The sequence below is a fragment of the Nonomuraea sp. NPDC049028 genome (assembly GCF_043197735.1).
GTDB lineage: Bacteria > Actinomycetota > Actinomycetes > Streptosporangiales > Streptosporangiaceae > Nonomuraea.
Genome location: NZ_JBICTR010000002.1, coordinates 21,325 through 41,397, shown reverse-complemented (window position 1 = coordinate 41,397; position 20,073 = coordinate 21,325). Strand labels below are relative to the sequence as shown.

Sequence of the window (20,073 nt, the reverse complement as noted above, 5' to 3'; positions counted from 1 at the left end):
TCAAGGGTTCGATGCCCGTGGAGGGCCGGGCCCCCGAGCCCGGCCCCCGCCGTCATTTACCCGGCTCAGGGTCCCTCGGCAGGCCGAGCATGCGCTCCCCGATGATGTTCAGCTGCACCTCGGTGGTGCCGCCGTAGATGGTCATCGCCCGGGTGGCGAGCACCGCCCGGTTCCAGTAGCCGGCGTCGCCGAGCTTCATGTCGGCGGCCACCACGGCCGCGGACCCCAGCAGCTCCACCGCCGACTCCGAGACGTGCTGGGCGTGCGCGGTGGACAGCAGCTTGCGTACCGAGGCGTCCGCGCCGGGCTCGGCCCCAGCCAGCTGCTTGAGCGTCACCCGCAACGACAGCGCGTTGATCGAGTGCCCCTCGCAGATCACCTGCGCGACCTGGTACGCCTCGACCGGCGACAGCTCCCGCCCGAGCCGGCCTGCCAGCCCGAGCAGGTCCGGCACGGACGCGCCCGTACCGCCCGACCCGGACGAGAGCGAGACCCGCTCGTTCGACAGTGTGTTGCGGGCGACCTTCCAACCCTGCCCGACCTCGCCCACGACCAGCTCGTCCGGCACGAACACGTCGTCCAGGAACACCTCGTTGAACAGGTTCTCGCCGGTCATCTCCGTCAGCGGCCGGACCGTGACCCCCGGCGCCTTCATGTCGACCAGGAAGTAGGTGATGCCCTCGTGCTTGGAGCCCTCGGAGGAGTTGCGGGCGATGCAGATGCCCCACTCGGCGACGTGCGCGACCGAGGTCCAGACCTTCTGGCCGTTGAGCTTCCAGCCGCCCTCGACCTTGTCCGCCTTCATCTGCAGCGAGGCCAGGTCGGATCCGGCGCCGGGCTCGGAGAAGAGCTGGCACCAGATCATCTCGCCGCCGAGCGTCTTGAGCAGGAAGCGTTCCTGCTGCTCGGGGGTGCCGTACGAGACGATCGACGGCACCACCCACGCGCCGATGATCATCGCGGGCAGCTTCACCCGCGCGGCCTTGAGCTCCTGGGCGATCAGCACCTGCTCCAGCGGCTTGGCGCCGCGGCCCCACGGCTTGGGCAGGTGCGGCATGACCAGGCCGCGCGCGGCCAGCGCCCGCTTCTGCTCCGTGCCCTCCAGCTCCTTCAGCGAGGCGATCTCCGCGCGGATCGACTCGCGCAGCTCTTCGGCGTCCTCGGGCAGGTCGAGCTCCATCTCGCGCGTGACGCCCTGCAGCGCGAGCGCGGTGACGGTGGCCGCCCACTCGGCCGACGAGCCGAGCAGCGCGCGGATCGTGAGCGCGCGGCGGTAGTAGAGGTGGACGTCGTGCTCGAAGGTGTAGCCGATGCCGCCGAAGGTCTGGATGGCGTCCTTGGCGCACTGCACGGCCGCGTCGGGCGCCATCACGGCGGCGATGGCGGCGGCGTAGTCCAGCTCCTTGCCGTCGGCGCGGGTGGCGTCCCAGACGGTGGCGCGCGCCTGCTCGAGTGCCACGAGCATGCGGGACAGCTTGTGCTTGATGCCCTGGAACTGGCCGATCGGGCGGCCGAACTGGACGCGGACCTTCGCGTAATCGGCGGCGGCCGTCACGCACCAGGAGGCCAGGCCCGCGGCCTCGGCGCCGAGCAGGATCGCGGCGAGATTGCGTACGTCGGAGCTCTGGACGCCACCCAGGATGCCCAGGTCGGGCACCGGCACCTCCGACAGCTCCACCTTGGCCACCGGCCTGGTGAGGTCGAGGGACTTGATCTCCGTGATGGTGGCCGACGAGGCGTCGATGATGACCCATTCCTCGCCCTCGTCCGTGGCGACCGGCAGCACCAGCGCGTCGGCCAGCGAGGCGCCGAGCACGTTCTCGGCCGTGCCGGAGACGATCAGGCCGCCGTCCTCGGTGAAGGTTCCGGTCAGCGTGCCGGTCAGCGCGACCGCGGCGGTGAGCGAGCCGTCGGCGAACGACTCCAGGTGCTCGGGCCGCTTGGAGGCGTTGATCACCGCGCTGGCCAGCACCGTCGGCACGTACGGCCCCGGCGCCATCCGCTCGGCCAGTGCCTCGACGGCGACGGCGGCCTCCAGCAGCCCGTAGCCGGACCCGCCGAACTCCTCGGGCAGGTGCAGGCCGAGCAGGCCCTGCTCGGCGAGCCCCGACCAGAACGCGGGACGCCCGTCCGTCCCGGATCGCAGCAGCTCGGCGGGGATGTTCCGCGCCGCCCAGCCGCTCACCGACTCGCGGAGCGCCTCGTGTTCCTCGCTCAACCCGATCGCCATCGCACATCCTCCAGCCAGGCCCCGTCATATGCCAGAACCATATTCTAGAGCATGCTTCTGGCCTAGAGGGTCCGTATGTTGAGGGCGATCGTGTTCAGGTCACGGTAGTGCGACTTGCCGCTCTGGGGGATCGAGGCGAACAGCATCGCCGGCTTGGCCTTCTCCACGTCGTGGATCGAGACGATGGCCTGCGAGGTCTTCTGCTTGCCCGAGACCGTATAGGTCACCTTGTAGCCGACCATCCAGCCCTTGCCCACCGGCACCTTCTGCGATCCGGTCCAGGCGATCGTGGCGCCCGCCGGATACTGCGTGCGCAGCGTCCAATTGACCGCCCTGACGGCGAGGTCGCGGTAGTCGGCGTTCTTGGCCGGCTTGGGCTTCGGGGCGGCGCCGGGAAGCATCGCCGAGCCGATCACCGTGTGCGGGACGGCGACCTTGCCGACGCGCTGGGCGATGGCGAACGGCGCGAACGACTTGGCCGTCCACGGCAGGCCCAGGCGCGGGTAGCTGATGCCGGTGGCCAGGTCGGAGATGGTGCCGATGGTGACGGTCGCCGTACCGGCCTGGTCGGGGTACGCGAGGCTCTTCGGCACCTCGGGGAGCACGATCCCGGCCGCCGACGGCTTGGGCGAGGCGGAGCCACCCGGCACGGGCGAGACCGGGACCACCTGCCGCGGGGGCTGCTGCGTGTCCTTCGGCACGTCACCGGAGAAGATCACGAACACCAGCAGCACGGCCAGCACGGTCGCGATGATGGCGCCGAACAGGTAGATGACCTTGATCGGGATGTCGCCGACCCGGGCGACCAGCCCACCCTTGAGGGGTGGGGGCGGCGGTGGGATGGGCGGCAGCGGCTGGACCGGCTGACCTTGACCAGGCTGGGCCGACAGGCCCTGGCCGTGCTGACTCTGGCCGGGCTGGGCCGGCTGGCTCGGTGAATGGTCGGGCGGCTGTGGCCGCTCTAACGGCCGGGGGACCATGACCGTCTCATCGGCGGGCAGGACGATCTTCCTGAACGGGGTGGTGGGAGAGTCCGAGGTAGGTATCTGGTCGCCGACGTCCGCCATGGCTTTCAGGTTACGTTACGAAGGAGCGGGATAATTCCGCTATTCGCTCGCCAGAATCTAGTTCTGTATCGTCGCGAGCATGAGGGGTTTTTACGAGATAGCCGCCGCCGACGCCGAGCGTCCCGCCCTGCTGGGCCCGGACGGCGCGACGTACGGGGAGTTGCTGGCCCGCGCCAACCAGGTCTCCCACGGCCTGACCGCGCGCGGAGTGGCGCCGGGCGACTCGGTGGTGACCGTGCTCAGGAACGGGCTGGACGCCCTGACCATGATGCTCGCGACGTACCAGATCGGCGTCTACCTCGTACCGGTCAACTGGCATTTCACCGACGAGGAGATCGCCTACATCGTGGCCGACTGCGGCGCGAAGGTCGTGGTCTCCCCCGCCGCGCTCACCGTCGGCGAGCTGGTGGCCGGTCAGCCGGACACCGCGCCGGAGCACCGGCGGGCCGGGTCGATGATGCTCTACACCTCCGGCACGACGGGGCGGCCCAAGGGCGTGCGCCGGCGGCTGCTCCCCCTGACGCCCGAGGAGCTGTACCCGATCCTCATGCGCAAGAGCTGGCGGCATTTCGGGCTGCCGGTCGGCGGGGTGCATCTGGTGTGCTCGCAGCTGTACCACTCGGCGCCGTACGGGCAGGCGATGATGGCGCTGCAGCTCGGGCACTCGATCGTGGCGCCGGAGCGGTTCGACGCCGCCGAGACCCTGCGGCTGGTGGAGCGGCATCGGGTGACGAACGCGTTCATGGTGCCCACGATGTTCCACCGGCTGCTGGCCGTACCGGATCGGGAGAAGTACGACCTCTCATCGCTGACGCACCTCTACCACGGCGCGGCGCCGTGCCCGCCCGCGACCAAGCAGGCCATGATCGACTGGCTCGGGCCGGTGCTGTGGGAGTACTACGGCTCCACCGAGGCGGCCGTGGCCACCATGGTGTCGTCGCGGGAGTGGCTGGCCAGGCCGGGCACGGTCGGCAGGGCGCTCGACGGCATGACGTTCACGATCGTGAGCGACGAGGGCGAGGAGGTGGCGCCCGGGGAGCCGGGCCTGGTCTACATCGGCGGCGTGAACCGCTTCGAGTACCACGGCGACCCCGGCAAGACGGCCGCCGCCATGCGCGGACCCGCGTACACGCCCGGCGACATCGGCTACCTGGACGATGAGGGCTACCTGTTCCTGCTCGACCGCAGGACCGACCTGATCATCTCCGGCGGCGTCAACATCTACCCCGCCGAGATCGAGGCGGTGCTGCTCGAACACCCCTCCGTGACCGACGTCGCGGTGATCGGCGTGCCCGACCCCGAGTGGGGTCAGCGGGTCGTCGCGCTCGTCCAGCCCGCCGAGGGAGCCGACACCGGCAAGCTCACCGCCGAGCTGATGCGGCACTGCGCGCCGCGACTGGCCAAACTCAAGCATCCGCGCGTCATCGAGTTCCGCGACGCCCTGCCGCGTACGCCCACCGGCAAGCTGAGCAGACGAAACGTCCGCGAGGCGTATCTTTCCAGTTGACCGGGGCAGTAGCTCTGCATGAGCAAGGCCGTCGTCGCGATCGTCGCCGCCACGCTGCTGGTCGCCTGCTCAGGACCGTCGGCCATCCATGCGGCCCGCTCGACGACGCCCACCGCCTGGCCGTCTTCCCAGACGCCCGCCGCCCAGGAGTCCGCGCCGCCATTGGAAGCGTCCTACGAGCGCGTCATCAAGCAGGCGCTCCCGTCGATCGTGCAGATCACCACCGATGAGGTGCTCGGCTCGGGCATCGTGTACGACTCAGCGGGACACATCCTGACCAACGCGCACGTCGTGGGCGGCGCGAAACAGATGACCGTGACACTGGCCACGGGCAGCAAGTCGCACAGCGCCCGGCTCGTCAAGAGCTTCGGCGGCGGCGACCTGGCGGTCATCAAGGTGGACGACCCGAAGGGGCTGACACCGGCCAGGTTCGGCGACTCGTCGAAGCTCCGGGTCGGCCAGGTGGTGCTCGCCATGGGCAACCCGCTGGGGCTGTCGGGCAGCGTCACCCAGGGGATCGTCTCGGCGCTGGGCCGTACCGTGACCGAGCCGCAGGATCCCGACTCGCCCGGCGCCACGATCACCGGCGCCATCCAGACGTCGGCCGCGATCAACCCTGGCAACAGCGGCGGCGGCCTCATCGACCTGTCCGGGCAGGTCATCGGCATCCCGACACTCGCCGCGACGGACCCGGACCTCGGCGGCGGGGCCGCGCCCGGCATCGGGTTCGCGATCCCGAGCAACACCGCCAAGGACATAGCCACTCAGATCATCCGCAACGGCAAGGTCACCAACAGCCACCGGGCCGCGCTCGGCATCAGGGGCACTACGGCCATAGAGGACGGCCAGGCCGCCGGGGTCGCCGTGGTCAAGGTCGACAAGGGCAGCGCGGCCGCCAAGGCGGGCATCAAGCCGGGGGACGTGATCATCTCCCTCAACGGCCGGGAGACGTTGTCGATGGCCACGCTGGCCGAGGCGCTGAGCACGCTCCAGCCGGGGAAGCAGGCCAAGGTGGGAGTCGTCAGGCTCAATGGCTCGACCACGACGATCACGGTGACCTTGGGCGTCCTGCCGGGCGACTGACACCGCATTAAGATGACCGTTCTTTTCATCGGGAGGTGGGACGGATGGCTCATCTGGAGTGCACGCCCGAGGATCTGGCGAAGGTCAGGTTCGGTCTGTCGCCCATGAGCCAGGTCGTCGGCGCGCTCAACGTGCTGAGCGGCCAGAACGTGCCGCCCGGCCTGCCCATCTGGACGGCCCGCGTGCGCGACCGCTACCAGCGGCTGCTGGCGGCCAGCCCGGTGCTGCGCGCGCTGATCCGGCTGCACCGGGTGACCGACTACGCCCCCGACTTCTACTGCGTGCCGCCCGACGGCGTGGACACCACGTTCGAGCGGGAGGTGGCCGCCGTCCGGCGCATGCCCGCCGACCGGGTCGCCGCCGACTTCCGGCTCAGCCACCGGGACCGGCCGGTCGATCCGGCGCTGGACGTTCCCGACGCCGCCGAACGGGTCGCCGACGCTCTCGAAGCGCTCTGGACCGAGCTGCTCGCCCCCGACTGGCCCCGGCTGCGCGCCCTGCTGGAGCGCGACATCGTGCAACGGGCCGGGCGGCTCGTGGTGTACGGCTGGATGGAGGTGTTCGGCCGCCTCGGCATCGACATGGAGCTGAAGGAGGAGCGCATCCTGCTCGGCAAGGTCCGCGGCGCCTCCCACCGGCTCGGTGGGGTGGGCGTGGTGCTGATGCCGAACGCGTTCGGCGCCAGGTACGTCTACCTCGATCCACCGCGCGCGTACGGCCTGACCTACCCCGCGCACGGCGTCGCCGCGCTCTGGGAGCGGGGCTCACCCGCCGCCGACGGCCTGGTCGCGCTGCTCGGCCGGGGCCGGGCGGCGGTGCTGACGGCGCTCGACAGCCCGGCCAGCACCAGCCAGCTGGTCGCCCAGCTGTCGATGACGCTTGGCGGGGTGGGCGGTCATCTGGCCGTGTTGCGCCGGGCGGGCCTGGTCTCGCGTACGCGCAGCGGCCGGTCGGTCCTCTACAGTCGCACCCCGATGGGGGACGGCCTGGCCCAGCTCACCACCTGATCTTTGGCCGAGCTCACTTGCTTTGACCGGGCTGACCGCATGGGCTTGGCCGGGCTCACTGCTTGACGTTGAAGACGAGCTCGACGCGGCGGTTTTTCGCCCGGTTCTGGGCGACGGGCTTGCCGTCGACGATGTTGGGCACCTTCGGGCGGCTCTCGCCGTACCCCTTCGCCTGGAGGTTCGCGTTGCCGCCGGTCAGCATGGCGCGCATGGCCTGCTGTACGGCCTGCGCCCGGCGCTGCGACAGCCTGACGTTGTAGGCGTCGGAGCCCTGGTCGTCGGTGTGCCCCTCGACCTTCACGACGCCCCCGGCGCCCTCCGCGTCGATCTTGCGCGCCACTTCCCTGAGCCGCTGTTTCGCCGCGGCGGTCAGCACCCACTTGTCCACCGCGAACAGCACATCGCTGGTGAGCGCGACCGTGACCTGCTCGCCCTGCTTGGTCTCGCTCTCGGTGCCGTCGAGCGACTCGACCTCGCCGATGATGTCCTCAACGGGAAGCACCAGATCCTCCACCGGGCCGGTGGCGTCGGCGGGCGGAGCGGGGGTCGGCGAAAGCAACAGGGCCAGCGCGACGCTAAGAGATCGGAACATCGGTGAACACGCCCATCATCGGCATCTCGACATTGATCTTCGTGACGTCCGGGGGCGGGGCGGCGAACACCGCGTAGAGCGTGGAGGCGTCGCCGCTGTCCAGGAACTGCCCCTGGGTGCCCGAGCAGACGCACTTCGCGTCTTCGCCCGTACCGTTGCGGGCGACGCGGTAGCGCTTGGCGTTGACCGGATCGATCAGGGAGACGGCCGACACCGTGAAATCGAGCGTGCCGCCGCCCATGCCGTTGTGCAGGTTGACCTTGCCATCGGTGGCGGTGACGGTCCAGTTGAGGCTGATCGTCCTGCCCTGCCGCTTGAGCGCGGTGATGTCGACGCGAGCCTTGCCGTACTGACCGCCCGCCCCGACCTTGACCTCCCGGCTCGCGATCACCTTGGCCTCCTGCGCGGGCGTGGTCGGCTGGGCTTCGGCCGGTGCGCTCCCCGTGGTGGCGGCCCGCTCGGGCTGCGCGGCCTGCGCGGTCTGCCCCGTCTGCTCCTCGCCGCCGCCGCCCTGCTGGCCAGGGAGCATCCCGCAGCCGGTCAACGCGACGGCCGTGACAGCCAGCGCGATCGTCTTCCGCATGTTCTGATCACTTTCGCCGGTAGGGGTGGAACTCGTGGCCCCGAAGGTAGCCGGGCGACCTTCAGAATCCGCATAGTGGGCTAAATCCCCAGGCCACGACGCCTGTGCAGCTCTTGCGCCAGAAGCTCGACCTCGGCACTCGGGGGCTCACCGAAGCTGTCAGACTCTCCCATAACACGCGCAAGCCCCTCAACCGCAGCATCGATCTCATCAAGGTCAAGGTGCGCTTTTATAAGGACAATCAGGGCTCTTGACGCGTTTCTCCGGTCACCGTGAGCCGTGAACATCACCTCGGCCTGGCTCGCCAGCCTGGCCGCCGCCTCCGAGTCTCCCTCGGCACTGGCGATGTCGGCCAGCACGAGCAGCCCGGCCGCCTCCGGCAGCCGGTCGCCCAGGCGCCGGTTGATCCTTATCCGCCGCTCGGCACAGTCGCGGGCCCGCGCGTAGCGATGGGCGCCGAGGTGCAGCCGGGCCAGGTCGAGCAGGGCTTCGGCGGCGCCGCGCGGGTCGCCCAACTCCTCGTACGCCTCCAGGCTGCGATCCACCAACCCCAGATCTCCGCGTACGACGCCCAACGCCCGGAGCGCGTCGGCCGTGCCGCGCCGGTCAGCGGCCTCCTCGAAGACGTGCAGGCACCTGGCCAGCGCGCGTTCCGCCTCGGCCGGCCGCCGCTCCACCAGACCGAGCCGCAGCATGATCCGAGCCAGCTCCAGGCCCTCGACCAGCGGCTGAGCGGCCCTCAGCGCGGCGGCGGCCGACTCAGGACGGCCTTCCACCCGATGCAGATCGGCCAGAGCACGCAACAGCAGCGCCTCACCCTCCCGATGCCCGGCCGCCCGCGCCGCGTCCAGGCCGGTGGCAGTGGTGACGTGCCAGTCGTCGTGATGCGCGCCCAGCTCGAACAGCGGAGTCAGATAGAAGGCCAGCCGCCAGGCCGCCTCGTACAGACCGGCCCGGTAGAAGTCGCCCACGGTCGCCACGAGGAATCGACGTTCGGCACTCAGCCACCGAGCGTCGGCCCGCAACCGCCCGGTCTCCAACGCCCACCCACCTGTCAGCCCCCACCCACCCGCCACGCCGAGACCCGGCTCACCCGCCCAACCCGAACCAACATCCAGCCCACGCTCCCCCACCCAACCGGGGCGGGCGTCCAGCCCACGCGGATGGGCGTCCAGCCCTCGGTCTCTTGCTCCGCCCGGACCGGACCCCAGCGCCTGCTCGCCCGGCCACCCCGGACCGGTCGCCTGCGCCTGGTGGTCGGTGTGGGTCAGGGTGCGGCCTGAGCCGGGTTCGGCGGGGAGGAGGGCCGTCCTCGCGTGGCGGGTGCGGTCGAGGATCTCGCCCGCGATCCCGGCCAGTACCGCTGCGGGGCCTCCGTCCTCGACGGTCAGGCGTTCGGCGGCGTACAGCCGGGTCAGGTCGTGCCAGCCGTACCGCTCACCGCCGGACTCATCCAAGCCGAGCGACTGGAGCAGCCCCGCCTCGGCCAGCGGTTCCAGCTCTGCACCGAGCGCCCAGGACGCGAAGTCGGGCGCGGACAGCGCGCCCAGCCTGCGCAGCAGTCGCCGTTCGGAGTCGGCAAGCCCGTGGTAGCCGAGCGCCAGGCTGCCGCGTACGGCCAGGTCGCCCGCGCTCAGCTCGTCCAATCGGCGCCGCTCATCGCCCAGCCGTCCGGCCAGATGGTCGAGGGTCCAGCCCGGCTTCCTGGCCAGGCGGGATCCGGCGATGCGCAGGGCCAGCGGCAGACCACCGCAGAGCCGCACAATCCGGTCTGCGGCCTCAGGCTCGGCGCCGACCCGTTCGCGCCCCACCACCTCGGCGAGCATGGCCACGGCCTCGCCGGGTTCGAACACCCCCAGCTCGTACGCCCTGGCCGCCTCCAGCCCCGCCAACGGGGAACGACTGGTCACCAGCGTCAGGCTGCCCGGACCGGTGGGGAGCAGCGGGCGTACCTGGGCCTCCTCCGTGGCGTCGTCGAGCACCACGAGCAGGCTGCGGGTCGCCGTCATGCCGCGATATAGCCGCACACGCTCCTCGAACGCGGCAGGCACGGCCCCGTCGGGACACTCCAGGGACCGGAGCAGGTCCTCCAGCACGGCGCCGGGCGGCCGGTCGCGGAGTGACGCGTAGAGACGACCGTCCGGGAGGTCGATCATGGTCGCGGCGCGAACAGCCACGGCGGACTTACCGCACCCCGGCGGCCCATGTAGGACGAGGTGCACGGGGGCGCCTCCTGGCGCAGGCACCCGGGCGACGATCCAGTCGAGAACAGCCCGGCGCCCTGTGAAGTCCGAAATATCCGGCGGTGCTTCGCTCTTCACCGGTACACGCTGCTGCGGTCCCTCGCTCGACAGCGCGCGCCGATGTGCCTCGACCAGTTCGGTGCCCGGTTCCAAGCCGAGCTCGTCCACCAGCATCCGGCGCGCCTCCTGGTAGGCCGCCAGCGCCTCCGCCCGCCGCCCGGCCTGGCGCAGCGCGTCGAGCAGGCGCGCCCAGACCCGCTCGCGCAGCGGGTACGCGCCGACGAGCGCCCGCAGCTCGCCGACCACCTCACCGCCCCTGCCCAGCCGCAGGTCCAGCTCCACACGTTCTTCGAGCGCGGTCAGGCGGAGCTCTTCCAGGGGTACGGCGTGCGTTCTGCGCAGGTATGAGGACTCGATATCGGCCATGGCGTCCCCTCGCCACAGCGCCAGCGCCGCCCGGAACCCCTCGGCCGCCGCTGCGACCCTGCCCGCCTCCCTCGCCCGCCTGGCCTCACCGACGAGCCGCTCGAACCGATGGCAGTCGACCGCATCCGGATCCACCTCGATCAGGTAGCCACCGGGCACGGTCCTGATGCCGTCGACGAGCTTGCGCAGCGCGCTGATGTACACCCGTATCACCGACTCCGCAGAGGCCGGCGGCCGGTCGTCCCAGACCACGACCATCAGCCGCTCGATCGGCACCACCCGCCCGGCGGAGACCAACAGCGCGGCCAACACCGCCCGATGCTTCGCCGGCCCCGGCCCAGAGCCCGGCAGCGGCTGCGGCCCAGCGCCCGGTACAGACGGTGGTCCCGGCTCCGGGTCCGGGCCGCTTTCGAGTCGCAGTGGTCCCAGCAGCCGGAACCGGAGGGGACCGCGCCCCTCTTCGCCGGGCAGCGCCGGGAATTTCGGCATTTGTGGGGCTTAGTCCTTCGTGCGGTCGATGGCGAACGACTCGAAGCGTACGCGCAGCGCCTCCCCGGCGTCCGGAGCCACCTGGACCCCGGCCGCCCCCGGCCCCAACGGATCACTCGCATCGGACGCTACGGCGCTTGACGATCGTGACCCGCCCCGAGCCGCTCACCCCGAACTCACGACCCCGGCGCCATGAATCGCACCGAGCGCGGTCGCGATGCCCATCGCCAGCGCTTCCAGGTCGGACCCGGACAAGGGCCCCTGTTCCCGTACGGCCTTCGCCAGATCCGGCCCTTTTGCGTATTCGGTGACGAGATAGGCGACATCCCCATCCATCCCGGCATCCAGCACCGGAGCCGTACAGAATCTGGCCACCCGGCGAGCCGCGGCCACCTCGCGCTCGAACCGCCGCCGGAACGCGGGATCGCGGGCCAGCTCGGGATGGATCACTTTGATGGCGGCCAGTCCACCGGTGGGCGTGCCGGCGAGATGAACCTCACCCATGCCACCCCGGCCGAGCACCCGCCGCAGCGTGTACCCGCCTATGACCCGCTCGCCACTCATCGCAGACACCCTAGCCAGGGTCAGCGCACATTCCCGAGGTCGCCCACCTCCAAGGCTGGGTCAGTCCGGGCCCGCGACCATGAGAAATGTCGTCAATGCGGTGAGTATGAGGAACACCACCCCGACCAGCACCAGGCCGACGGCCAGCAGCCGTTTCGGCGGGTCGGGCCGTTCCCCCGAGCGTTCCGAATCCCTTTCCACGGCCGACAAACTAACACCTGACAGCGATGGTGACAAATAATGTCAGGCAGCTCAGTCGGCCAAACCAAGAATGGCGGGTTTCTTTACCGAATTCAGCTTTCTCTAAAGCATTCAGCGCAAAAGAATGAACATTTCGGAATGACAGCCGACCTAGTCCTGGGCGCTGCGGCCTTCCGTACGGGCGATGGCGATCGAGCCGGTCGAGCCGCGCAGGCCGAAGCCGTACCGATACTGCTGCCGCGCCTGCGGCGTCGCGAGCATGTCACCGATGGAGCCGGTGCCCAGCCGGCGCCATTTCCCGCCGCTCTCGGCGTAGGAGGTGATTCTGTCGCCGGACAGCATCAGGGCGAAGCGGTCGCCCTGCTTGAGAGTCAGTGGCGTCGAGCCCGGGACGCTGACGAAAGCGCCCTCCATCTGGACTTCGAGCCCCGATTCCTTGCGGGTGTTGTTGTACCAGGCGGTCACAAAGCTATTGCCGTTTTTCACCCACCCCACGAAAAGGCTGTCCTCCGGCTGCCCGGTGTTCGCGAACGTGCCCGCCGTCAGCACGCTGACGGCCGCACCGGCGGGTGGCAGGCCGCTCTCCCCGGCGGCCAGGCCGAAGAACGGCGCCGATCCGGTCCCGGTGAACCGGCCGCCCCCGGCCCTGATCGCGGGCATGGCCTCATTGTTGTTCGGCTGGAAAGTGGCGTACTGCTGGGAGGTGTCCTTGCCGAACTGGTCGGCGACATCGAGGTGCGAGAACGTCGCGAGGTCGAAGGGCCCAGTCGGCTGTCCGCCGCCCGAGCCGCTGAGCCAGTGCGGCACGACCAGCACCGCAGCCGTCACGGCCGCCGCCGTGAGCACGGCGGCCACCGCGATCACCGCCCCTCGCGGACGCTTCCGGGATGACCTGGGATGTACGGCCCTGCCCGACGGCGAGGTCGCCCCGCGCTCCGGGTCCCCGCTGGACAGCGAGGCCGGTCCGCGCTCCGGGCCCCGGCCGACGGGCTGGAACGCCGCTCCGCCCATCGGGCCCGCCTGGACGGCGCCCATCGGACCCGCCTGCGCGGCCGCGGGCGATGCCGAAGTCGATCACCACCGGCCCCTCCGGCCCGAGGATCACGTTGCCCGGTTTGAAGTCACGGTGCACGATCCCGGCCCGGTGGATCGAGGCCAGCGCGGTCAGCGTACTGACCGCCAGCCGCTCCAGCCCGCTGCCGGTACGCGGCCCGTCGTTCTTGACCAGCGCGTCGAGCGAGGGCCCTGGTACGTACTCGCTGATGATGTACGGCCGTTCGTCCACCATCCCCGTGCCGATGACCCGGGCCGTACAGAAGGCGGCGACGCTCGCCGCCACCTCCGCCTCGCGCAGGAACCGGCGCCGGATCTCGGGATCGGCCGCCAGCCGGGAGTGCAGCACCTTGATGGCCACCGGCGCCTGCCCCGGTGACTGCCCGAGATAGACCGTGCCCTGGCCACCCTCCCCCAGCACCGCTGAGATCCGATGGTCACCGATGCGTTCCGGCTCCTTGAAACCCAGCGCACGAGGAACCGTCACCGTCCACCCCGCTAAGATCGGATGATCCCCCAAAGCCGCGCCCAGGCTAACGTCCGCCCTCACACCAGCGCCGGAGAACACCGACATTTCCCGCTTAAATCGGTTTTCCGCTTATGGCCGTTTCAGTACACTCGCCCGGAAACGTGGCGCGCATTGACGAGTGAGGGGAGCCGACCGTGCACAGCACCAGCAACAGCACCGCCTCGGTCATCCCCACGTCTCGCTACGAGGTGATCCTGGTGTCTTCGTCCGCCCGGCGTCGGCTGCGCGGCCGACACTGGACGTCTCTGACGAACACCTGATCAGCCCTTTCCTTTCGGAATCGAACAAACATCGGGCGGTGTTCGTCCGGGAATCGCGCTGTCCTGTCTGAAGCGTCCCGAAGGGCCATGAGGCCGTGCGTACCGAACTGCACCGTCATCACACCGACTCGCTGAACGCCGTCCGCAACCTGGGCATCCTCGCCCACGTCGACGCCGGCAAGACCACCATCACCGAGCGGATCCTGTACCTCACCGGCGCCACCTACAAACGCGGCGAGGTACACGACGGCACGACCATCACCGACTTCGACTCCCAGGAGCGCGACCGTGGCATCACCATCTTCGCCGCGGCCGTGAGCTGCTCCTGGGACGGCCATCGGATCAATCTGATCGACACCCCGGGACACGTCGACTTCTCCGACGAGGTCGAGCGCTCGCTGCGGGTGCTCGACGGCGCGATCGCGGTGTTCGACGGCGTCGCGGGCGTCGAACCGCAGAGCGAGTCGGTGTGGCGGCAGGCCGACCGGTACGGGGTGCCGCGCATCGCCTTCGTCAACAAGCTGGACCGTGCCGGTGCCGACCTCGACACGGCGGTCGAGTCGATCCGCGAGCGGTTGCGCGTGGTCCCGCTGGTGCTCCACCTGCCGATCGGGCGGGAGGACGGCTTCACCGGAGTGGTCGATCTGCTGAGCATGCGGGCACTGGCCTGGCCCGGCAGTGGTGACCCGGTCGAGGAGGGCCCGATTCCGGACGGCCTGCGGGAAGAGGCGCACCGGCGCCGCCGGCTGCTCGAGGAGGCGGTGGCCGAGCTGCATCCATTCGCGTTGGAGGAGTTCTGCGCGGAGTCGGCGATCTCCGAGCGGACTCTCGCCGCCGCGCTGCGCGACCTGACCCGTACCGGTGAGGGGGTGGTGGTGTTGTGCGGATCGGCGTACCGCAACCGCGGCATCGAACCGCTCCTCGACGCCGCCGTGGCCTACCTGCCCTCGCCGCTGGACGTGCCGGCGGTACGCGGCACGCATGACGGCACCGAGCAGGAGCGCGCCGCCGACCCGGCGGCGCCGTTCGCCGCGCTGGTGTTCAAGGTGCAGTCGACCGCCACCGGCCGGCTGACGTACCTGCGGGTGTACTCGGGAACGATGCGGAGAGGAGACGCGGTGCTGGACACCGGCGCGGGGCGCACCGAGCGGATCGGCCGGATCCTGCGGGTGCAGGCCGACCGGCACACCGAGGTGGACCGGGCGGCGGCCGGGGACATCGTCGCGGTGGTCGGGCTGAAGGCGGCCCGCACCGGCGCCACGCTGTGCGCGCCTGCGGCGCCGCTGCTCCTCGAACCGCCGACCGTGGCCGATCCGGTGGTCTCGGTGGCGGTCGAGGCCCGCAGGAGCACCGAGACCGACCGGTTGACGTCGGCGCTGGCCCGGCTGGTGGAGGAGGACCCTTCGCTGGTGGTACGCACCGACGCCGAGACCGGTCAGACGGTGCTGTCGGGGCTGGGCGAGCTGCATCTGGAGGTCGCGGCGGAGAAGATCCGGCGCGCCCACGGGCTGGAGGTCGCCATCGGCCGGCCTCAGGTGGCTCACCGGGAGACGGTCGAGCGCGGAGTTTCCGGGTTCCTGTACCGGCACGTCAAGCAGGACGGCGGGGCGGGGCAGTTCGCGCACATCGTCCTCGATGTGGATCCGCTGGACGTCGCCGACGGCGTGGTGTTCCACTCGACCGTCGTCGGCGGACGGGTGCCGCGCGAGTACGTCCGGGCGGTGGAGGCCGGCTGCCGGGACGCCCTGGCAGACGGACCGCTCGGCGGCCACCCGGTGACCGGCCTGCGGATCACCCTGACCGACGGGGCCACCCATCCCAAGGACTCCTCGGAGATGGCGTTCCGTACGGCCGGCCGGCTCGGGCTGCGCGAGGCACTGCGCGCCAGCCTCCTGGTGCTGCTGGAGCCGGTGGTCGAGGTCACGGCCACGGTGCCGGACGACGCGGCCGGCGGGGTGCTCGGCGACCTGGCGGCCCGGCGCGGCCGGATCTCGGGCTCGACCGCGCGGGCGGGCACCGTGGTGATCACCGCGACCGTGCCCCTGGCCGAGGTGTTCGGGTACGCGACCCGGCTGCGTAGCCGGACGCAGGGCCGGGGCACCTTCACCACCCGGGCCGCCGGCTACGCCCCGGTCCCGAGGCCGTCCCGGTAGACGACGGCGCTCCGGCTCCCGGGGCCGCCACCGGTAACGTCCACCGCTCCGAGGCCGTCCCGGTAGACGATGGCCCCGTCCGTACTCGGACGGGGCCATCCGGACCTACGTTCCCGGGCGGAAGCGGCGCGGCGGGGTGTGGATGTCGAAGCTCAACCGCGCCTGAGCCAGAACCGAGTGCGGCGCGGCGTCCGGCGTGATCAGCCCGAGCCGTTCGAAGACCGGAAAGCGCGCGGAGCCGGCGACGAGATACCGGGGACGCATCGGCGGATGCCAGATGCTGTGGACACCCACCCGCCCGTCGCGCCGCCGGTACCAGCCCTGGGTCGGATGGGTGAGCCGTTCCAGCCAGTCCGGCTCGTCCGTGAACCCGGCCAGCCGGGTGAGGGGCTCGGCCAGCTCGACCGCCTCGCAGCGGGCGTCCCCGGCCACCAGCCGCCAGCGGGCCGGGTCGGCGTCCCAGTCCGCCTCGATGCGGATGCGATCGCGACGCCACGGCATGCCCCACAGATGCTGCGGGATCGCGACGACCGGGTGATCCAGGCTGGTGCCGAAGAACCAGACGCCCGCCTTGCCGTACGCGGTGACGTAGGCACGGTAGTTGATCTGCCCGCAGTCGATCCCCACCGACGGGAGGAACCGGAAGTGGAAGTCCCGGTCCCGGAAGGCGACGGCGGAGACCAGGGCTCCGGGACCGTCGTCCATCCTCATCGGGACGAACCCCTCGGGCAGGTGCCGGGCGAGCGCGTCGGCGTCCACCCGGTAGCTGACGATCGCGAAATCCTCCAGCTCCGTCCGCGCGTGGAACCAGCGCGGCCGCGGCCGGGGCGTACCGACGAAGCTCATGCCCAAAGGCTAACCACGCCTCAGTCACGCGCCCCGATCAGCTCGACCGGCCGCCGGCCGAGGACGAGGCGGCCGGGCAACGCCGTGGCCAGCAGGGCGAGGCCGGTCGCGGCGGCGATCACCGCGAGGTAGGTGAGCAGTGGGATGTGCGGCACGATCGACCCGGTCATCCCCAGGCTGAACGCCGACAGCGTGACCAGCGCGATCACCGTCCCGATGGTCACCGCGACGACGACCGCCGCCAGAGTCTCCAGCCTCAGCATCCGCAGCACCTGCCGCCGGGTGGTGCCGACCAGGCGCAGCAGGGCGAGTTCCCGCGACCTCGACGAGGTGGACATGGCGATGGTGTTGACCACGGCGATCGCCGTGAACGCGATGATCAGCCCCATCGCCACGTAGTTCACCTCACCGTTGGCCCTGCCGACCGAAGACGAGGCGGCCCGGTCCAGTACGCCGACCCCCGGCACGGCCCGTTCCAGGTCCGCCCGCGTCACCGATGGGGCCGCGACCAGCACGGTCCCGAGCGGGTCGTCCACGTGCCCGGCCACCAGCGCGTGGGAGAGCGTGAGTTCGCCGAATCCCAGCCCGCGCGAGTAGATCGCGACGACGCGCAGCTCGACGGGGGTGCCGTCACCCAGGGTCAGGTTGATCTTCGCGCCCGCCGAGACGCCGAGCCGCTCGGCCGCCGTCCGGCTGACCGCGACGGAGTCGTCGTCGAGGTCGTCGAGCGAACCGGAGACCACTCCCAGGTCCATGGTCCTGCCGAGCCCATCGGCGGTCACGGCTTGAGCGCCGTACTTGTCCAGGCCCACCCGTACGGAGGTACGCAGCACTTCGGTGACCGCCTCGACGCCCGGAAGCCGCCGGACGACCGCCGCCGTGCCGGAGGGTACGTGCGGGCCGAGGACGTGCTCCGCTCTGGTGCCCGCCGTCGCCTGCTCCTGGGCCGCGTACCCCATGGTCGTCTGTACGAACAGGATCGTGCAGGTCATCGCCACCATCAGGCTGAGCGGCGTGACGACCGAGCTCAGCCGCTTGGACGTGGCCCGCAGGCCGGCGGCGGCCAGGTACCCGCTCGTCCGGGCCGCGCGCAGCGGCACCCCGAGCAGGGCGGTCGCCACCTGCGCGAGCACCGGGCCGAGCAGGGCCACGGTGACCGTCCACACCAGCGCGGTGAGCAGGGTGACCGGGCCGGAGGCCGCCTCGCTCGACAGGGCCGACAGCACCAGCGTCAGCGCGACGCCGCCTGCCCCGCACAACAAACCGGCGATCATTCTGCCCAAGGGGATGCGCGCCGTCGGCAACTCCGCCTCGCCGAGTGCCTCCACCGGGCGGATCCGTACGGCACGCCGAGCCGAGAGGTAAGCCGCCGCCCAGGCCGCCACCACGGCCGCGCCCAGCGCGGCGAGCAGCGGAAACGGACTGACCATTAGCCGCAGGTTGTCCGGCATCGCGCCCAGCGCGACGAACCTGGACCGCAACCAGAATCCCAGCCCGACCCCGGCCGCCGAGCCGAGTGTCCCGGCCACCACGCCGACCAGCAGCGCCTCGCCACCGAGCATCCCGCGCACCTGGCGGGGAGTGGCGGCGACGGCCCTGAGCAGGGCGATCTCCCGCTGGCGTTGCTGGATGGACAGCGCGAACGTGCCGACCACGACGAGGATCGCCACCAGCAGCGAGGTCCCGCCGAGCGCGCCGCCCAGGCTGATCAGCTTCACCCGCGACTGCTCGGCGTCCAGGAACTCCACGGCACCGCGCTCGTCCCCGGTGTAGGCGAGCGCGCCCTTGACCACCCCGGACACATTCACCTGGGGAAAGACGCCGATCGCGGCCACCTGCCCCGGCCGTCCCGCCAGGCGCCGCGCGTCGACGGGTGCGAAGAACAGCGTGTCCTGGCTCGGCAGGTCCTGGGCGGTGACACCGGTGACCAGGTACGTCCTGTCCCCGGCCGCCGTCCGCACGGGCACGCGCGCGCCCACGGAGAGCCCTGACGCGGCCTCCACGACCACCTCTTCCGCCGCCCTGGGCTCACGTCCCGTGCGCAATGTGTACGGAGTGAGCGCCGCCGACTCCCAGCCGTGCCCCTGGAACCGGCGGCCCGCGACGTAGGCGGGGAAGGTCACCTCGGCGACCACCCGCGACACTCCGGGGATCCGGCGCAACCGGTCGGCCAGGGACGCGGGCACCCAGGCCCGCTCGGACAGCTGCTTGGCCTTGGTCTTGGTCTTCGTCTCGGAGGCGCGGACCGTCTGGCGGGCGAACCGGTCCCCGCTGACGATCACCGGGGCGCCCGCGTAGCGTTCGGGCGCCACGCTGCCGCGCAGTCCCGTCTCCAGCAGCATGCCGCAGGCGCAGACCAGCGCGGCGGCGCAGAACAGGGCGACGAACGCCCCGGCGAAGGCGGCCTTGCGGTGCCGGAGCGTCTTCAGGGCCACAAAGATCATGGAGCTCAACGCACCCACGCTCCCAGCCTGGTCATCCGCTCGGCGACCTGCTCCGAGGTGGGCGCCGCGACGGAGTCCACGATCCTGCCGTCGGCCAGGAACAGCACCGCGTCGGCGTACGAGGCGGCCACCGGGTCGTGGGTGACCATCACCACCGTCTGTCCCGTCCCGTCCACGATCTCCCGCAGCAGCGTCAGCACGTCACGGGCGGTCATCGTGTCCAGCGCGCCGGTCGGCTCGTCACCGAACACGACCTGCGGCCGGGTGACCAGCGCCCTGGCGATGGCCACCCGCTGCTGCTGGCCACCGGACAGCTGCGCGGGCCGGTGGCCCGTCCGTCCCGTCAGGCCCACCTTGGACACGACCTCGTCGAGCCATGCCCGGTCCACCCGTACGCCCGCCAGGCGCAGCGGCAGGGTGATGTTCTCGATCACGGTGAGCGCCGAGACCAGGTTGAACGCCTGGAACACGAAGCCGATCCGCTGCCTGCGCAGCTCGGTCAGCGCGGTCTCGTCCATCCCGGCCAGTTCGGTGCCGCCGAGCCGTACCGACCCCGAGGACGGCACGTCCAACCCCGCCGCGCAGTACAGGAACGTGCTCTTGCCCGAGCCCGAAGGGCCCATGACCGCGGTGAAACTCCCCCGGGGAATGCCTATCGACACCTCGCGCAGGGCCGCGACCGCGCCCTGCCCCTTGCCGTACACCTTGCTCACCGCGTCCAAGCGCAGCACGTCTGTCATGACTCTCAGCCTGCTGACCAGGTACGGCGTGGACCAGAGACGCGATCACGCCTGCA

The 20,073-nt window shown here is 71.1% G+C and carries 16 protein-coding genes and 1 pseudogene; 5 read left to right on the top strand and 12 right to left on the bottom strand.

What is annotated here, in order from left to right:
- Positions 1-52: 52 nt before the first annotated feature.
- Positions 53-2,230, bottom strand: coding sequence for an acyl-CoA dehydrogenase (locus tag ACGFJ2_RS06490; RefSeq protein WP_358179966.1), 2,178 nt, complete (start codon positions 2,228-2,230; stop codon positions 53-55).
- A gap of 62 nt (positions 2,231-2,292) precedes the next feature.
- Positions 2,293-3,297, bottom strand: coding sequence for a hypothetical protein (locus ACGFJ2_RS06485; protein ID WP_357949297.1), 1,005 nt, complete (start codon positions 3,295-3,297; stop codon positions 2,293-2,295).
- 79 nt (positions 3,298-3,376) lie between these two features.
- Between ACGFJ2_RS06485 and ACGFJ2_RS06480 the strand changes: the two genes are divergently transcribed.
- The 3 genes from ACGFJ2_RS06480 to ACGFJ2_RS06470 are packed head-to-tail and all read left to right on the top strand — an operon-like array spanning position 3,377 to position 6,894.
- Positions 3,377-4,804 (top strand): AMP-binding protein, encoded by a 1,428-nt coding sequence (locus tag ACGFJ2_RS06480; RefSeq protein ID WP_393465414.1) that lies wholly within the window; start codon positions 3,377-3,379, stop codon positions 4,802-4,804.
- An 18-nt stretch (positions 4,805-4,822) separates the two neighbouring features.
- Positions 4,823-5,887, top strand: coding sequence for a S1C family serine protease (locus tag ACGFJ2_RS06475; RefSeq protein WP_393465411.1), 1,065 nt, complete (start codon positions 4,823-4,825; stop codon positions 5,885-5,887).
- A 44-nt stretch (positions 5,888-5,931) separates the two neighbouring features.
- Positions 5,932-6,894, top strand: a complete 963-nt coding sequence (locus ACGFJ2_RS06470; protein ID WP_393465408.1) for an ArsR/SmtB family transcription factor — start codon at positions 5,932-5,934, stop codon at positions 6,892-6,894.
- A gap of 55 nt (positions 6,895-6,949) precedes the next feature.
- Here ACGFJ2_RS06470 and ACGFJ2_RS06465 read toward each other — a convergent pair whose 3' ends face one another.
- The 7 genes and pseudogenes from ACGFJ2_RS06465 to ACGFJ2_RS06435 form a co-directional block, all read right to left on the bottom strand.
- The gene (locus ACGFJ2_RS06465) at positions 6,950-7,486 is read right to left on the bottom strand and encodes an OmpA family protein (RefSeq protein WP_357949287.1); all 537 of its coding nucleotides are present in this window, start codon (positions 7,484-7,486) and stop codon (positions 6,950-6,952) included.
- Positions 7,470-8,069: a hypothetical protein gene (locus ACGFJ2_RS06460; protein WP_393465405.1), complete on the bottom strand. Its 600-nt coding sequence runs from the start codon at positions 8,067-8,069 to the stop codon at positions 7,470-7,472. Before ACGFJ2_RS06460 ends, ACGFJ2_RS06465 begins: the two co-directional genes overlap by 17 nt.
- A gap of 80 nt (positions 8,070-8,149) precedes the next feature.
- Entirely contained in the window at positions 8,150-11,227 is a 3,078-nt protein-coding gene (locus tag ACGFJ2_RS06455) for a BTAD domain-containing putative transcriptional regulator (RefSeq protein WP_393465402.1), read from the bottom strand.
- A gap of 165 nt (positions 11,228-11,392) precedes the next feature.
- Positions 11,393-11,791, bottom strand: coding sequence for a hypothetical protein (locus ACGFJ2_RS06450; protein ID WP_393465399.1), 399 nt, complete (start codon positions 11,789-11,791; stop codon positions 11,393-11,395).
- A gap of 60 nt (positions 11,792-11,851) precedes the next feature.
- Entirely contained in the window at positions 11,852-11,992 is a 141-nt protein-coding gene (locus ACGFJ2_RS06445; protein WP_357949276.1) for a hypothetical protein, read from the bottom strand.
- 150 nt (positions 11,993-12,142) lie between these two features.
- Complete coding sequence (locus ACGFJ2_RS06440; RefSeq protein WP_393467025.1) at positions 12,143-13,027, bottom strand: hypothetical protein; 885 nt, start codon at positions 13,025-13,027, stop codon at positions 12,143-12,145.
- 76 nt (positions 13,028-13,103) lie between these two features.
- Positions 13,104-13,619: pseudogene (locus ACGFJ2_RS06435) on the bottom strand (protein kinase); the annotation flags it as partial.
- An 89-nt stretch (positions 13,620-13,708) separates the two neighbouring features.
- Between ACGFJ2_RS06435 and ACGFJ2_RS06430 the strand changes: the two are divergent.
- Together ACGFJ2_RS06430 and fusA are read left to right on the top strand one after the other, a co-directional pair.
- On the top strand, positions 13,709-13,834 hold the full coding sequence (locus tag ACGFJ2_RS06430) for a hypothetical protein (RefSeq protein ID WP_357949273.1): 126 nt from the start codon (positions 13,709-13,711) through the stop codon (positions 13,832-13,834).
- A 95-nt stretch (positions 13,835-13,929) separates the two neighbouring features.
- Positions 13,930-15,987 carry an elongation factor G gene (fusA, locus tag ACGFJ2_RS06425; protein ID WP_393465395.1) on the top strand — a complete coding sequence of 686 codons (2,058 nt, stop codon included), beginning with the start codon at positions 13,930-13,932 and terminating at the stop codon, positions 15,985-15,987.
- 105 nt (positions 15,988-16,092) lie between these two features.
- Here the strand turns inward: fusA and ACGFJ2_RS06420 are convergent, their stop codons facing one another.
- The 3 genes from ACGFJ2_RS06420 to ACGFJ2_RS06410 are packed head-to-tail and all read right to left on the bottom strand — an operon-like array spanning position 16,093 to position 20,017.
- Positions 16,093-16,833, bottom strand: a complete 741-nt coding sequence (locus tag ACGFJ2_RS06420) for a DUF2071 domain-containing protein (RefSeq protein WP_393465392.1) — start codon at positions 16,831-16,833, stop codon at positions 16,093-16,095.
- A 20-nt stretch (positions 16,834-16,853) separates the two neighbouring features.
- A complete protein-coding gene (locus ACGFJ2_RS06415; RefSeq protein WP_393465389.1) occupies positions 16,854-19,277 on the bottom strand; it encodes an FtsX-like permease family protein in 2,424 nt (807 codons plus the stop codon).
- 5 nt (positions 19,278-19,282) lie between these two features.
- Positions 19,283-20,017, bottom strand: a complete 735-nt coding sequence (locus ACGFJ2_RS06410) for an ABC transporter ATP-binding protein (protein ID WP_393465386.1) — start codon at positions 20,015-20,017, stop codon at positions 19,283-19,285.
- Positions 20,018-20,073 lie beyond the last annotated feature (56 nt).